This window comes from Arthrobacter sp. B0316-5-4 (assembly GCF_059090325.1).
Window position 1 is genome coordinate 139,662 of the sequence record NZ_JBNHFN010000006.1, and the last position, 14,282, is coordinate 153,943.

Consider the following 14,282-nt stretch of genomic DNA (forward strand, 5'->3'; position numbering starts at 1 on the left):
ACAAGGAGCACACCATGGCTAAGATGCGCACCGTTGACGCGGCAGTCGCCATCCTGGAAAAGGAAGGCGCCACAGAGGCGTTCGGCCTGCCAGGCGCAGCAATCAACCCCTTCTATTCGGCAATGCGCGCCCACGGCGGCATCCGCCACACGCTGGCCCGCCACGTTGAAGGCGCCAGCCACATGGCTGACGGTTACAGCCGTGCAGCTGATGGCAACATCGGCATCTGCATCGGCACGTCGGGCCCCGCAGGCACGGACATGATCACCGGCCTGTACGCAGCCCAGGCTGATTCCATCCCGATGCTCTGCATCACCGGCCAGGCACCCGTTGCCAAGCTGCACAAGGAAGACTTCCAGGCTGTGGACATCGAGTCCATCGCCAAGCCGTTGACCAAGTTCGCCATGACCATCCTGGAGCCGGGCCAGGTTCCCGGCGCGTTCCAGAAGGCCTTCCAGCTGATGCGCTCGGGTCGACCGGGCCCGGTCCTGCTGGACCTGCCCATCGACGTTCAGATGGCCGAGATCGAGTTCGACATCGACGCTTACGAGCCCCTGCCCATCGAGAAGCCCAAGGCTTCCCGCAAGCAGCTGGAAAAGGCCCTGGACCTGCTGACCGAGGCCAAGCACCCGCTGATCGTTGCCGGTGGCGGCATCATCAACGCCGGCGCTTCAGCCCAGTTGGTTGAGCTGGCCGAGATCCTGAACGTTCCGGTTATCCCCACGCTGATGGGCTGGGGCGCCATCCCGGACGACCACAACCTGATGGCCGGCATGGTTGGCCTGCAGACCTCGCACCGCTACGGCAACGAGACGTTCCTGCAGAGCGACTTCGTGATCGGCATCGGCAACCGTTGGGCCAACCGCCACACCGGCGGCCTGGACACCTACACGACCGGCCGTAAGTTCGTGCACATCGACATCGAGCCGACCCAGATCGGTCGCGTTTTCTCCCCGGACCTGGGCATTGCGTCCGACGCCGGTGCGGCGCTGGACGGTCTGTTGGAGCTGGCACGCGAGCGCCAGGCTGCAAAGACCCTGCCGGACTACTCTGGCTGGGTTGCCGAGTGCCAGGAGCGCAAGGGCTCCCTGCACCGCAAGACCAACTTCGACAACGTGCCGATCAAGCCGCAGCGCGTGTACCAGGAGATGAACAAGGCCTTCGGTCGCGACACCACCTACGTGTCCACCATTGGCCTGTCGCAGATCGCCGGCGCACAGATGCTGCACGTGTTCGGTGCCCGCAAGTGGATCAACGCAGGCCAGGCCGGCCCGCTCGGTTGGACTGCTCCGGCAGCCCTGGGTGTTGTACGCGGCACCCCTGACGCCACCGTTGTTGCCCTGTCCGGTGACTACGACTTCCAGTTCATGATCGAGGAACTGGCCGTGGGCGCACAGTTCAACCTGCCGTACATCCACGTTGTGGTGAACAACAGCTACCTGGGCCTGATCCGTCAGTCCCAGCGCGGCTTCAACATGGAGCAGAACGTTTCCCTGGCTTTCGAGAACATCAACTCCCCGGAGACCAACGGCTACGGCGTTGACCACATCAAGGTTGCCGAGGGCTTGGGCTGCAAGGCCATCCGCGTTGAGAACCCGAACGACCTGCCTGCCGCTTTCGACAAGGCCAAGGCACTCATGGGCGAGTTCAAGGTTCCCGTGGTTGTTGAAGTGATCCTGGAAAAGATCACCAACATCTCCATGGGCGTTGAGATCAACGGCGTGAACGAGTTCGAAGAGCTGGCAGAGACCGCGGCGGACGCACCCACCGCGATCCTCGCCAAGGCTTAAGGAAAAGGAGGCACCGGAATGCGTGTTGTCATCGCCCCGGATAAATTCAAGGGCTCGCTGTCCGCACCCGAGGTTGCTGAGCACCTGGCAACAGGACTGCAGGCGGGGTTCGGCCAAGGCATAGAAGCAACACGCATTCCGGTGGCCGACGGCGGCGAAGGAACCATTGACGCCGCCATCGGCTCCGGCTTCACCCGCCGGACCACTACGGTGACCGGCCCGCTGGGCGAACCGGTCAGGGCCGACTTCGCGGTGCGGGATCAGGAAGCTGTCATCGAAATGGCGGCAGCTTCCGGCCTCGCCCTCCTCCCGGAGGGTCCCAGCAGCGAAACGGCCAAGAAGGCAACCAGCATCGGCACCGGCGAACTGATCCGCGCGGCGCTGGACCTCGGCTGCCGCAAGATCATCCTGGGTGTAGGCGGAAGCGCCAACACCGACGCCGGCGCGGGCGTCCTGCAGGGCCTCGGCGCGGTCTTCCTGGACAAGCACGGCAACGAGCTCCCCGGCGGCGGCGCGGCCCTCGCGCAAGTGCAAAGCATCGACTTCTCAAACTTCGACGTCCGCATCGAAGCGACAGAATTCGTCTTGGCGTCCGACGTCGACAATCCCCTGTTGGGGGCCGCTGGAGCCCCAGCCATCTTCGGCCCGCAGAAGGGCGCGACGCCGGACGATGTCACCGAACTGGACGCGGCACTGGAAAACTTCGTCAACGTCCTCGCAGCAGCAACCGGGCAGCACGCCACATTCGCTGCCAAGGCAGAAGGCGCCGGAGCCGCAGGCGGTGTTGGCTACATTGCCATCGCGGCACTGAAGGCGGAGCGCAGGCCGGGTATCGACGTCGTGCTTGAATTCACTGAGCTGGAACACAAACTGAAGGGCGCCGACCTGGTGATCACCGGGGAAGGCAGCCTGGACGAACAAAGCCTGCTCGGCAAGACGCCCATGGGAGTCTCGCGGGCAGCGACCCGGCAAGGTGTCCCCGTGATCGCAGTCTGCGGCCGGAGTACCCTGAGCCGGGAACAACTCACGGATGCCGGCTTCCACACGGTCCACGCACTGACGGACCTGGAAAAAGATGTCCAAAAATGTATCGCTGAAGCAGGGCCGTTGCTTGAACAATTAGGTAAGCACATAGGCGTGTACCTGGCTGAACGGACCGAAAACAAGGAGTACCTCAATGTCTGAAGCAATCGGCGCCTATGACCTCGTTATCCGGGGCCAGCGCATCCTGACCACCGCTGGCGTCGCAGCCCGCGAAGTTGGCATCCGCGATGGCATCATCGTGGCCATCGAACCGCTGGGCAACGGCCTGACGGGCAACGAGGTCATCGAACTCGCAGACGACGAAACCCTCATCCCCGGCCTGGTGGACACCCACGTCCACGTCAACGAGCCCGGCCGCACCGAGTGGGAAGGCTTCGCCTCCGCTACCCGTGCCGCTGCCGCCGGTGGCGTGACCACCATCATCGACATGCCGCTGAACTCCATCCCTCCCACCACCACCGTGGACGGCCTGGAGCAGAAGCGCGTGGTCGCCAAGGACCAGGCGTTCGTGGACGTCGGATTCTGGGGCGGTGCCATCCCGGGCAACAAGGGCGACCTCCGCCCGCTGCACGACGAAGGCGTGTTCGGCTTCAAGTGCTTCCTCCTGCACTCCGGCGTGGACGAGTTCCCGCACCTGGATGCCGATGAGATGGAAGAGGACATGGCTGAGCTCAAGTCCTTCGACTCCCTCATGATCGTGCACGCCGAGGACTCCCACGCGATCGACCGCGCCCCGCACCCCGGCGGCGACCACTACGAGACCTTCCTGGCCTCCCGCCCCCGCGGCGCCGAGAACAAGGCCATCGCCGAGGTCATCGAGCGTGCCCGCTGGACCGGCGCCCGCGCCCACATCCTGCACCTCTCCTCCTCCGACGCGCTGCCTATGATCGCCTCGGCAAAGCGCGACGGCGTCAACCTCACCGTTGAGACGTGCCCGCACTACCTGACCCTGATGGCCGAGGAGATCCCCGACGGCGCCACGGCCTACAAGTGCTGCCCGCCCATCCGCGAGGCCTCCAACCGCGAGCTGCTCTGGAAGGGCCTGCAGGACGGCACCATCGACTGCATCGTTTCGGACCACTCCCCCTCCACACTGGACCTCAAGGACCTGGAGAACGGCGACTTCGCCGTAGCGTGGGGCGGTGTTTCCTCGCTGCAGCTGGGCCTGTCCCTGATCTGGACCGAAGCCCGCCACCGCGGCATCTCCCTGGAGCAGGTTGTCGCCTGGATGTCCGAGAAGCCCGCCGCTTTGGCCCGCCTACACAACAAGGGCCAGCTGGCACTGGGCTACGACGCCGACTTCTCCATCTTCGCCCAGGACGAAGCGTTCGTTGTGGACGTCACCAAGCTCAAGCACAAGAACCCGATCACGCCGTACGACGGCCGGCCCCTCGCCGGCGTCGTCCGCAAGACCTACCTGCGCGGCACCCCCATCGACGGCCAGAACCCCGGCGGCAAGCTGCTCCGCCGCGGCAACGTTTAGGCCCACCGCCATGGCAGTCAATGCCTACGGGCCACCGCCTTCCCGTGGTCCCGCCTCGCGCGGGGCCGCGGGCCGGCGACCGACCCTGAACGAACGTAACGGTCTGACAGCCCACGGTTTGGCCCTCTGGGTCAACCCGGCCGAGGGCGACGACATTGATCCCGAAATCTGGGAACGGGCAGCCCGCCTGGTGCTGGCCCGTGCCATGAAACTTGCCCCGGAGGCGGAAGTCCGCATCTGGCCCGCCATCGGGGCAGAACACTCCGGCGTCGGCGACACTTCTTGGGGCGGCACTCCGCAGGAAGCCGCCGACGCCGGTACCAAGCCCTCGTCGACCGTGACACTCGCGGACGCCCTCGCCGAGGCACGCAACAGCAGCCGTTCCGACGGCGACCAGTCACCTTCGGCGGGCGACAGCACCGCCGTCGAGCCCGTAACGTTGGCGAGCCGCCGCAGCCAACTTGCGGTGGACCTCGCCGCTGAAGTAGTGCTGCTCGACGGCGAGCCGGTTGCCTTTACTGGCATGGAATACAAGCTGCTGCGCTACCTCGTGGTGAACTGCTCCCGGGCCATCAGTCGTGAAGAATTGCAACGCTTCCTGGAGTCATTTGACCTCCCCGGCGCGGCATTTCGCTCGATCGACGTTTATGTTGGAAGGGTGCGGCGGAAGCTCGGCTCCGCCCGACACACCGTCGCCACCGTCCGTGGTGGCGGCTACCAGTTCGTGCCAGGCCCATATGCCACAGTGCGCGGACCTGCGGAATACAGCATCTGATTTCGCTGTTCAGTCCAATAGACAATCCGTTTTTTGTATGACCGCTGTTGTTTGAAATGACCGCCGGTGCACACCGGTTGAATGTAAAGGATCGCCATGACCCAGAAACTCCTCGTCGGAACGCAAGCACCTGACTTCGCGCTGCTCGACGCCGACGGCACCAAGGTCTCGCTGTCCGATTATCGCGGACGCAACGTCATCGTCTACTTCTACCCGAAGGCCGCAACCCCCGGCTGCACCACCGAGGCGTGCGACTTCCGCGACAACCTCGCCAGCCTGCAGGGCAAGGGCTACGACGTCATCGGGATCTCCCCCGACGGCCCTGAGGCCCTCGCCAAGTTCACCGGCGAATTCGCGCTGACCTTCCCGCTGCTCTCCGACGAAGACCACAAAGTCGCCCTGGCCTACGGCGCCTGGGGCGAGAAGCTGGTTGACGGCGAAATCGTCGAAGGCTTGGTGCGCTCCACCGTGGTACTCGACGGCGAAGGCACCGTGAAGCTCACCCAGTACCAGGTCTCGGCCCAGGGCCACGTCCAGGCGCTGAAGGAAGAGCTGGGCGTCTAACCCTCTCTCACGACCCGCCTGCTTGAGCGAATCCCTCTCTCACATAACTGCACAAAACCTGTAACGCCCGCTCACTTCCGTGAGCGGGCGTTTCATATGTCTTGACTAAACGTGACAAAACCCCTGCCGCATTAGTTAATGGAGCCATGGTCTCAACCGCGTCCCCACGCCATGCCGTCGTCGTCGAAGATGACGCCGACATCCGTGGGCTCCTCGTCCTCATCCTCGAGCAGCTCGACTTCGTCGTGACCGAGGCACCCGACGGCCTGTCCGGCGTCGAGGCCGTCCGGAACACCAACGCCGAACTGGTGACGCTGGACATCAACCTCCCCGACATCGACGGCATGGAAGTGTGCCGCCGGCTGCGGGAATTCTCGGACGCCTACGTCCTGATGCTCACCGCCCGCGCCGACGAGATCGACCGGCTCAACGGCCTGGACACGGGCGCGGACGACTACATCAGCAAGCCCTTCAGCCCCAAGGAAGTCCAGGCCCGCATTCGCGCCCTCTTCCGCCGCGCGCGCACGCCCGCTGCGCCCGCCGAGGACCAGCGCCAAGTCGACGAACTCGAACGCGCCGCCGTCGTCCAGCAGAGCCTCCTCCCCCGGGAGACCGTCCGCGTGGAAGGGTACGACGTCGCTGGCGCCTTCCGCCCGACCCGCAGCGTTGGCGGGGACTTCTACGACTGGTACCAGACCAGCGACGGCATGCACCTGACATTCGCCGACGCCATGGGCAAGGGAATGGGCGCTGCCCTGATCGCAGCGACGGTCCGGGCGGTAATGCGGTCGGTCGCGGACACCCCGGCCATTGCTGATGCGTTCGGCTCGGCCAGTGCCACCATCTCTTCCGACCTTGACCAGTCGGGCTCGTTCGTCACCATGTTCCACGCTCGGTTGGACAGCAGCTCGGGCAAGCTCAGTTATATCGACGCCGGTCACGGCCTTGCGCTGTACGTTCCGGCGGACGGTGCGGCTCAGCGGCTGGTGTCGGCCGGTCCGCCGGTGGGCATCCTCGACGACCAGCAATGGCCGGCCGCGGAACTTGAGCTGGAGCCCGGAGATTCTTTGGTAATCGTCAGCGACGGGGTGCTCGACGCCCACGATTCGCTGGAGGACTTCGTGGTGAACGTCGAAAAGGTGACACGCAACGGAGCTACCTCGGACGAGGTCTGCGCCGCCCTCCTGGAGCTGGCACCCGCTGCAACCGCCGAAGATGACGTGACCGCCGTCGTCGTTCGCCGTAAACACTAAGCCACAAAAAGGGGGGATTGTGACACGTTTCTGGACCCGGCTGCTGGTTGTCCTCACAGTCATTTTGGGCGTCAACTATGTGGCTTGGCGTTGGTTCGCGTCACTGAACTGGGATGCGTGGTGGATCGCCGTTCCGTTGGTCATCGCCGAAACGTACAGCCTGATCGACGTGATGCTCTTCGGCCTCACGGTGTGGAAGCTCAAGATCCGCAAGCCGCCGCCCCCGGCGCCCGCTGACGCCACCGTGGATGTCTTCATCACCACGTACAACGAGCCCCTGGACCTGGTCCTGACCACGGCCCTGGCAGCCAAGGACATCCGGTGGCCGCACAGCACCTGGATTCTTGACGACGGCAATCGCCCCGAAATGCGCGAACTCGCCGAATCGAACGGGATCGGCTACGTGACGCGCGGTGCGGACTGGACCCCGGACATGCCGCGCCACGCCAAAGCGGGGAACCTGAACAACGCGCTCATGGTCACCTCGGGCGAGTACCTGCTGATCCTCGACGCCGACCAGATCCCGGAACCGGACATCCTGGACAAAACGCTGGGCTACTTCAACGACGACCGCGTAGCGCTGGTCCAAACCCCGCAATACTTCATCAACGTCCCCGCCGACGATCCGCTGGGCAGCCAGGCGCCCCTGTTCTACGGCCCCATCCAGCAGGGCAAGGACGGCTGGAACGCGGCCTTCTTCTGTGGCTCCAACGCGATCCTGCGCCGCGAAGCCCTCATGCAACTGGGTTTGGTGGGCTACGTCAAAGCCACGGAAAAGAGTGTCCGGCGGGCATTGAACGCCTCCCGTTCGGCCATCAAGAAAGCGCGCCGCTCGGAGGAGGCCCGCAACCCCCTGGTGGAGCAGATGCTCAACGAGGTGGAAGCCGCCACCAATACGGCCCAGCAAGAACTCGATGCACGCGTGTCCCTCAGCGAGATCACGTACCGCGTGCGACGCAAAGTGGACGAAGCCGTACGCACCCTGGTCGCCGCGGACTTCTCCGCGCTGCAGTCCGACCTCGAAGAAATCGCGGCGATGGAACTCGCCCACGTCGGCGAAGGTGGCGTCACCACAGTGGCGAGTGACGCCGTCGACCGCATGTCCGGGCGCGACTGGTCGCCCCTGGGCGCGCTCGAATCGGTCCACGCAGTCCTGGACGCCATCTCCGTGGAACGCACCGATGAAGCCCAGCCGATCATGCCGCTGGCCACCATCTCGGTCACCGAAGACATGGCAACGGCCATGCGCATCCACGGGCTCGGCTGGAAGAGCGTGTACCACCACGAAATCCTGGCCAACGGACTCGCGCCCGAGGACCTCAAAACCATGCTCACACAGCGCCTTCGCTGGGCACAGGGCACCATGCAGGTCCTCCTTCGCGAAAATCCGCTGGTCCAGCCCCGGCTTTCCTGGGGACAACGGCTCATGTACTTCTCCACCATGTGGAGCTACCTCAGCGGGTTCGCGGCCGTGGTCTACTTCGCTGCGCCCATCATCTACCTGACGCTCGGCATCCTCCCGGTCAGCAGCCTCAGCTACGACTTCTTCATCCGCTTCATCCCGTTCATGGTGGTCAACCAGCTGCTGTTCGTGGTGGCCGGGCACGGGATCCCCACCTGGCGTGGGCAGCAGTACAGCCTTGCGCTGTTCCCCACTTGGATCAAGGCATGCACGACGGCGGCGCGTAACGTCTGGTTCGGGCGTCCCCTCGGGTTCGCGGTCACCCCCAAGGCCCGCCAGAGCGGCGGACCGAGTTGGAGCCTCATCCGGCCCCAGATCACCGTGGCCGTCTTGCTCGCTGTGGCAATGGTGGTGGGCATCGCCCGCTTGCTGACCGGACTTTCCGAACCGCTGGGCACGTTGGTGAACGTGGCGTGGGTGGCGTTCGACCTCGTTGTCCTGAGCGTCCTGGTCAAGGCAGTTTTGTACAAAGGTTTCGTGCCTGAGGATGTTGGGCCGAAGCGCCCGGAGGAAAGGAATGCAGATGCAGTTTAGCTATGAGGTCAAGGACTCCTACGCGGAAGTGAAGAGCGTAGGCCGTTTGAACATGGTGGCCGCGCCCAAGCTCCGCGAAGTAGTGAACGAGGTTGTGGCATCGGGTTCAAACCGCGTGGTGGTGAACTTGGCCGAGACCAACTTCATGGACTCATCCGGGCTGGGCGCACTGATCGGTTGCCTCAAAGCCGCTCGCCAGGCCGGCGGCGACCTCCGGATCGCGGGGGTCCAACCCCAGGTGAAGATGGTCCTCGAGTTGACCAACATGGACCGGGTGCTCACGGCGTACCCTTCGGCCGAGGAGGCATTCGGCGATGACTGACGTGATCGCCCGCCGGGGATTCCACGGGCCTTCCACCGAGGAAGCCATCGAGGCCATCCACAACGAACTGGACGCCTTGTGGGACGACGCTTCCTTCGTGCCCGATATGGACCGGATGACTTTCGCTACCGCCGTGATCGAAGCCGCCGCCAACATTGTGCAGCACGCGCTGCCGGCGGCGGAGAAGCCTGTGGAGATCGACGTCGACATCAGCGTCCGGCCCAGTCGGCTGGTGGCCAGGGTCAGCGCTTTCAACGCCCGCGAGCCCTTCGCCGACGACATGCAGGCGTCCATGCCTGATTCGGAGGCGGAGTCCGGGCGGGGGCTGGCACTGATCGAAGCACTGGTGACCACGGTGACGTTCGAACGCCAGGACGGTACCAACACCTGGATCCTGACCCGCAACACCTGACCCTCCGTCACATCCCACCCCCTTCCGTCCATCCCTCCCTCACATCCCACCCCCTTCAACCGAACCCTCCCTCACATCCCGACGGAGGGGTGTTCTGCCCATCGCCGCCGGAAGGCATGTGTGACACCATTCGGTGAGTACCGCCGTCGAGCGTTTTATGAAGTTGGGGGAACCATGCGCAGAACCGCGCAGCGAAACTTGCGAGTGACAGCTGCGCTCTTGGGGTGCGCGGCGGCGTTATCCAGCTGCGCCACGACCCCGGACGGCCCCACCCGGAATCCGAGCTCGGCGCCGCCGGTCACAGCCGCGCCGGCATCGCTCGCCGAGAGCACCACCAAGTACGACGCCCTGACCAAAGAGCTCGTCGAAGCCCTGGAAGCCAAAATGCCAAGCATCAGCTGGGCCCCAGATGATCCCTCCAGCATCACGAACAGCAAAGACGGCACGTGCATATTCCATCCGCAAAGCATGAAAAGCAGCGCGGACATTGTGGAGCCGTCCAAGAACTTCAAGGCTGTTTTCGACGCGGCAGACCCCATCCTGGAGAAGCACGGCTTCCCCGCGTTCGGCGGAACTGACCCCGTTCCCGGTGGCTGGGTGGTGGCCCGCAGCACTGACGGCACTGGCGCAACCATCACCATCGAATCGAAGAGCCCGGCCTTCCTGAGAATGACGGTCCCGGTCACGGCCGAAAGTTGTACCGGCACGGCGACGCCCACGGGCTGACAGGGAAGTTCTATCCATCGCGTCCGGCGGGCCACACGGTTACGGTGACCTTGGCTTCATGGCCACAACAATCAGGGGGGACAGAACAATGCCGGGTTTCTACGGTGCTGACGTTGAGCAATTGCGGACCTTGGCCAAGACCATGTCCCGGCACTCCGAGCGAATGACCTCGCTGTCCCAGGAACTGGGCAGTCTGATCACCAACGCCCGCTGGGACGGCCGGGATGCTGCGATGTTCCGGGCGTCGTGGAATTCCGAGCACCGGCCCATGCTGGTAAAGATCTCCGCCGAGTTACGGGACCAGGCCACGGAATTGGCCCGGAACGCGGACGAGCAGGACAAGTCCAGTTCGGGGTCTTCGGGCTCCGATCGTTCCGGGCGGGGCGACTCCAACCCACCCGGCGACCCCGGGCCCCTGAACCCGGACACGCCCGACGTCGATGTTCCCGGCGATGTTCGAAAAGACCCCGACGCGGGAGACCCCAGCGACATCCGCCAAGGCCAGATCGGCGACTGCTGGCTACTTGCCGGGATCGGTTCGGTGGCCCAGGAATTGGAGCGCCAAGGCAAATTGGATGAGTTCTTGGAATCGCACATGCGTCCCGTCGGCGACCCGCCCACGCACTGGGTTGTCACCCTGTACGAGGACGGCGAACCCGTGGAAGTGACTGTGGAGGCCAAGTCCACGGAGGGCGGGGTCCGCGGCGCAGACGGCCAACCGAACTGGTTGTCCATCTACGAACGCGCTGCCGCTGAACACCGGGGCGGCTCCTACGACGACATTGATGGCGGCTACAGCAACGAAGCCATGGAACTGATGACCGGTAAGTCCGCGGATAAGGACGGGGAGCTGAACCTGGACGAGATCGAGGACAAACTTTCGGACGGCAAAGCGGTCTCGGTAGGCACCGAAGATGTGAAAGACGACGACTTCGATTGGTTCTGGGAATCTGAAGAGGTCAACCGCACTGATGTGGTCCCCAACCACGCGTACATGGTGGTGGATGTGAAAACCAACGACGACGGCCAGAAGGTCATCGTCCTGGCAAACCCGTGGGGGCCTTCAGGCGGTTACATGGAAGGCGACAGCGACCGCAAGTCCGGAACGCTGGAACTGACCGAAGATGAGTACAAGGAAAACTTCGATTCCGTGTACTCCGTGGATGTGAAGTAGGGATGACCGTGGAACAGCTGGTAACCGTGAAACAAGGAATGCAGCCAACCTTCGACGGCGTGCAAGTTGGCGTGGTGAAGATCGGCATCGCCGACGGAGCTCCTGCGGTGCAGTTCTGGATCCGGACAGCGGAGCAGGAACGGAAGCAGGCCTTCCGGGAAGGCCAGTCCGTCACGCTCCCGGGCGCGGGGATCCTCACGATCACCGGGATCCAACCCGACGACGACTCGGCCCTCGCCTCGGTGACGTTGAAGTACGACGGCGGGATGTGAGAGAGCGTCACGCCCAACCCGGCGGGATATGAGAGAGCGTCACGCCCAAACAGGCGGGATGTGAGAGAGCGTCAGGCTTTGGCGAGCGCCTCTTTCAGCGCGCCCAGCACCAGTGTCACCGACGCACTGTTTGCGTTGGGGCCCATCATTCCGATGCGCCACACCGTGTCCGCGAACTCGCCCACCCCAGAACCAATTTCCATACTGAAGTGCTCCAAAAGGTAAGCGCGGACGGCAGCCGAGTTGGCGCCGTCGGGCACTTTGACGGTGGTGAGGCTCGGCAACCGGGAACCTTCGGCGGCGAACAGTTCCAGCCCCATCTCCTGCAGCCCGTCCTGCAAAGCGGCACCAGCGGCGCGGTGGCGGGCCTGCACAGTGTCCAGCCCTTCGGCGAGGATGCGGTCCAGCGCAGCTTCGAGGCCGGCGATCATGGTGACCGGCGCTGTGTGGTGGTAGGTCCGGGCACCGCTTGCCGCGCCGACGTAGCCGCCGAGGAGGCCGATATCGAGGTACCAGGAGCGCGGATCCTTGACCCGGCGTTCGAACGCGCGGTCGGACACCGTGAACGGCGACAATCCCGGCGGGACTCCCAAGCACTTCTGCGTGCCCGCGTAGCCGACGTCGATTCCCCAGTCGTCGGCCAGCAGCTCCAACCCGCCGATCGATGTGACGGCGTCCGTAATCAGCAGCGCGTCGCCCTTTCCGGCGCCGAGGGCGGCGATGTCGGAGATCACGCCTACGGATGTCTCGGCGTGGACAGCTGCGATCACTTTCGGATGAGGGTGTGCTGAGAGGACCCGGTCAGCATCGATGGGCTGCCCCCATTCGTGGTCGACGCGGACCACCGTTGCCCCGCACCGTCGGGCGACCTCGCACATCCGTGCCCCAAAAAGTCCGTTGACAGCGATGACTGCCACGTCGCCGTCGGACACGGTGTTCACGAAAGCCGCTTCCATCCCGCCGGAACCAGTAGCGCTCAACGGGAGCGTGCGTGCATTCGACGTACCCCACACTGTCCGCAGGCCCTCGCAGGTGTGGTCCAGCCGCTCGATGAACACTGGGTCCAGGTGGCCTAGCACGGGGTACGCCAAGGCGGCCATGGCTTCGGGGTAGCAATTGCTCGGGCCGGGACCGAACAGGAACCTGGACGTCAGAATGTCTGGCATGGCGAACTCCTTCAGCTGGTAGTGGTCATTCTGCCCCAGCGTGGTGGGCGGAGCGAACCGCACTTGCCGTGGGGCCGGAATTGGCCGATCGGAGCTGGCCGGCGCCCCATATGGCCAGCGCTCCGAGCGCGAACGCCGCTCCGAGCACACTGGCTCCGGCCCAGCCCCACGCGTCGTAAACGGGCGCGACTGTCGCGGCCCCTGCGGCGCTGCCCACGGAGTAGAACACCATGTAGCTGCCGATGATGCTGCTGGCGGATTCCTCGGCCCCGGAGACGATCAGCGTTTGGCTGCTGACGTGGACAGCCTGCACGGCGGCGTCGAGCACGATGATTCCGACGACGAACCAGAGCAGCGACCAGTCTCCCAACCACAACGCGATCCACGAGCCAAGGAGCGCCGCCAGGCTTACACCGGTGACCCGTTGGCCCCAACCCCGGTCCGCCGCTGCTCCGGCTTTCGACGCAGCCAGTATCCCCACCAGGCCGGCCAGCCCAAAGAGTCCAATGATGCCGGGCGGCAGGTCCCAGCCGGGGCCACCCAGCAGCAGTGACATCCCGCTCCACAGCACGCCGAACGACGCGAAAAGGAACATGGTGATCAGCGCCCGGGTCCGAAAAACGGGATTGCCGCGGGTGAGGACCACAACCGACAAGACTGCCTGCCGGTAGCTCACGCCGCCCCGGTCCGTCCGCTCCGGAGGCAACGCCCTGGAAACAGCAACGGCCAGGATCACGGCAACCGACCCCGCAAGAACGTAGACCGACCTCCAACCCCACACATCAGTCATTCCACCCGCTACGGTCCGCGCAAGGATGATGCCACCCACGACGCCGGCAGTTACGGTGCCGATGTTGCGGCCCCTTTGGTCCGGGCTACTGGATGCGGCGGTGAACGCCACGATGGTCTGCACCACGGACGAGGCACCTCCCAGGAGAACGAAGCCAAGGAGCAGGAGGGTGGGCGACGACGCCAGGGTGACAGTGCATGCTCCCACCGCAGTGGCCCCGATCTGAAGGGTCATGAGCCTTCGGCGATCCACGACGTCGCCCATTGGTACCAAGAGAACCAGGCCCAGCAGGTACCCGGCTTGGGCTGAGGCCACAATCCAGCCGATGCCGGCCAGCGGGATCCCTATGTCCGAGCCAATGACTTCGAGGAGCGGCTGCCCGTAGTAGAGGTTGGACACCATGAAGCCGGCCGCGACTGCGAGCAGCAAGAGGAGTCCAGGGCTTAGGCCCTGTGCAGATTTGCTCGGGTTGCCCATGGGGCTTACCTCCATAGAGTTGGTTTCGATATGCAACC

At 64.6% G+C, this 14,282-nt stretch carries 14 protein-coding genes; 12 read left to right on the top strand and 2 right to left on the bottom strand.

The annotated features are described in order from the left end of the window. Positions 1–14 precede the first annotated feature (14 nt). From gcl to AC5RU9_RS18940, 12 genes are all read left to right on the top strand, one after another. Entirely contained in the window at positions 15–1,790 is a 1,776-nt protein-coding gene (gcl, locus tag AC5RU9_RS18885) for a glyoxylate carboligase (protein ID WP_494017656.1), read from the top strand. A gap of 18 nt (positions 1,791–1,808) precedes the next feature. After that, a complete protein-coding gene (locus tag AC5RU9_RS18890; RefSeq protein ID WP_494017657.1) occupies positions 1,809–2,975 on the top strand; it encodes a glycerate kinase in 1,167 nt (388 codons plus the stop codon). Beyond that, positions 2,968–4,317 (top strand): allantoinase AllB, encoded by a 1,350-nt coding sequence (allB, locus tag AC5RU9_RS18895; RefSeq protein WP_494017658.1) that lies wholly within the window; start codon positions 2,968–2,970, stop codon positions 4,315–4,317. The genes AC5RU9_RS18890 and allB overlap by 8 nt, the downstream gene beginning before the upstream one ends. 10 nt (positions 4,318–4,327) lie before the next feature. Further along, a complete protein-coding gene (locus AC5RU9_RS18900) occupies positions 4,328–5,092 on the top strand; it encodes a winged helix-turn-helix domain-containing protein (RefSeq protein ID WP_494017659.1) in 765 nt (254 codons plus the stop codon). 96 nt (positions 5,093–5,188) lie between these two features. Then, a complete protein-coding gene (gene bcp, locus AC5RU9_RS18905) occupies positions 5,189–5,656 on the top strand; it encodes a thioredoxin-dependent thiol peroxidase (protein WP_189020478.1) in 468 nt (155 codons plus the stop codon). Positions 5,657–5,802: 146 nt separating this feature from the next. After that, positions 5,803–6,909 (top strand): PP2C family protein-serine/threonine phosphatase, encoded by a 1,107-nt coding sequence (locus tag AC5RU9_RS18910; RefSeq protein ID WP_494017660.1) that lies wholly within the window; start codon positions 5,803–5,805, stop codon positions 6,907–6,909. A 19-nt stretch (positions 6,910–6,928) separates the two neighbouring features. Beyond that, a complete protein-coding gene (locus AC5RU9_RS18915; protein WP_494017661.1) occupies positions 6,929–8,905 on the top strand; it encodes a glycosyltransferase family 2 protein in 1,977 nt (658 codons plus the stop codon). Beyond that, complete coding sequence (locus tag AC5RU9_RS18920) at positions 8,895–9,227, top strand: STAS domain-containing protein (RefSeq protein WP_211712738.1); 333 nt, start codon at positions 8,895–8,897, stop codon at positions 9,225–9,227. The genes AC5RU9_RS18915 and AC5RU9_RS18920 overlap by 11 nt, the downstream gene beginning before the upstream one ends. Then, positions 9,220–9,639 carry an ATP-binding protein gene (locus tag AC5RU9_RS18925; RefSeq protein WP_494017662.1) on the top strand — a complete coding sequence of 140 codons (420 nt, stop codon included), beginning with the start codon at positions 9,220–9,222 and terminating at the stop codon, positions 9,637–9,639. The genes AC5RU9_RS18920 and AC5RU9_RS18925 overlap by 8 nt, the downstream gene beginning before the upstream one ends. Positions 9,640–9,843: 204 nt before the next feature. Beyond that, positions 9,844–10,365, top strand: a complete 522-nt coding sequence (locus AC5RU9_RS18930; RefSeq protein WP_494017663.1) for a hypothetical protein — start codon at positions 9,844–9,846, stop codon at positions 10,363–10,365. An 88-nt stretch (positions 10,366–10,453) separates the two neighbouring features. Then, positions 10,454–11,539, top strand: a complete 1,086-nt coding sequence (locus AC5RU9_RS18935) for a C2 family cysteine protease (protein WP_494017664.1) — start codon at positions 10,454–10,456, stop codon at positions 11,537–11,539. 8 nt (positions 11,540–11,547) lie between these two features. Beyond that, positions 11,548–11,811 carry a hypothetical protein gene (locus tag AC5RU9_RS18940; RefSeq protein WP_494017665.1) on the top strand — a complete coding sequence of 88 codons (264 nt, stop codon included), beginning with the start codon at positions 11,548–11,550 and terminating at the stop codon, positions 11,809–11,811. Between the two features lie 71 nt (positions 11,812–11,882). Here the strand turns inward: AC5RU9_RS18940 and AC5RU9_RS18945 are convergent, their stop codons facing one another. Next, positions 11,883–12,977 (bottom strand): pyridoxal-phosphate-dependent aminotransferase family protein, encoded by a 1,095-nt coding sequence (locus AC5RU9_RS18945; protein ID WP_494017666.1) that lies wholly within the window; start codon positions 12,975–12,977, stop codon positions 11,883–11,885. A 25-nt stretch (positions 12,978–13,002) separates the two neighbouring features. Then, positions 13,003–14,244 carry an MFS transporter gene (locus AC5RU9_RS18950; RefSeq protein ID WP_494017667.1) on the bottom strand — a complete coding sequence of 414 codons (1,242 nt, stop codon included), beginning with the start codon at positions 14,242–14,244 and terminating at the stop codon, positions 13,003–13,005. Positions 14,245–14,282 lie beyond the last annotated feature (38 nt).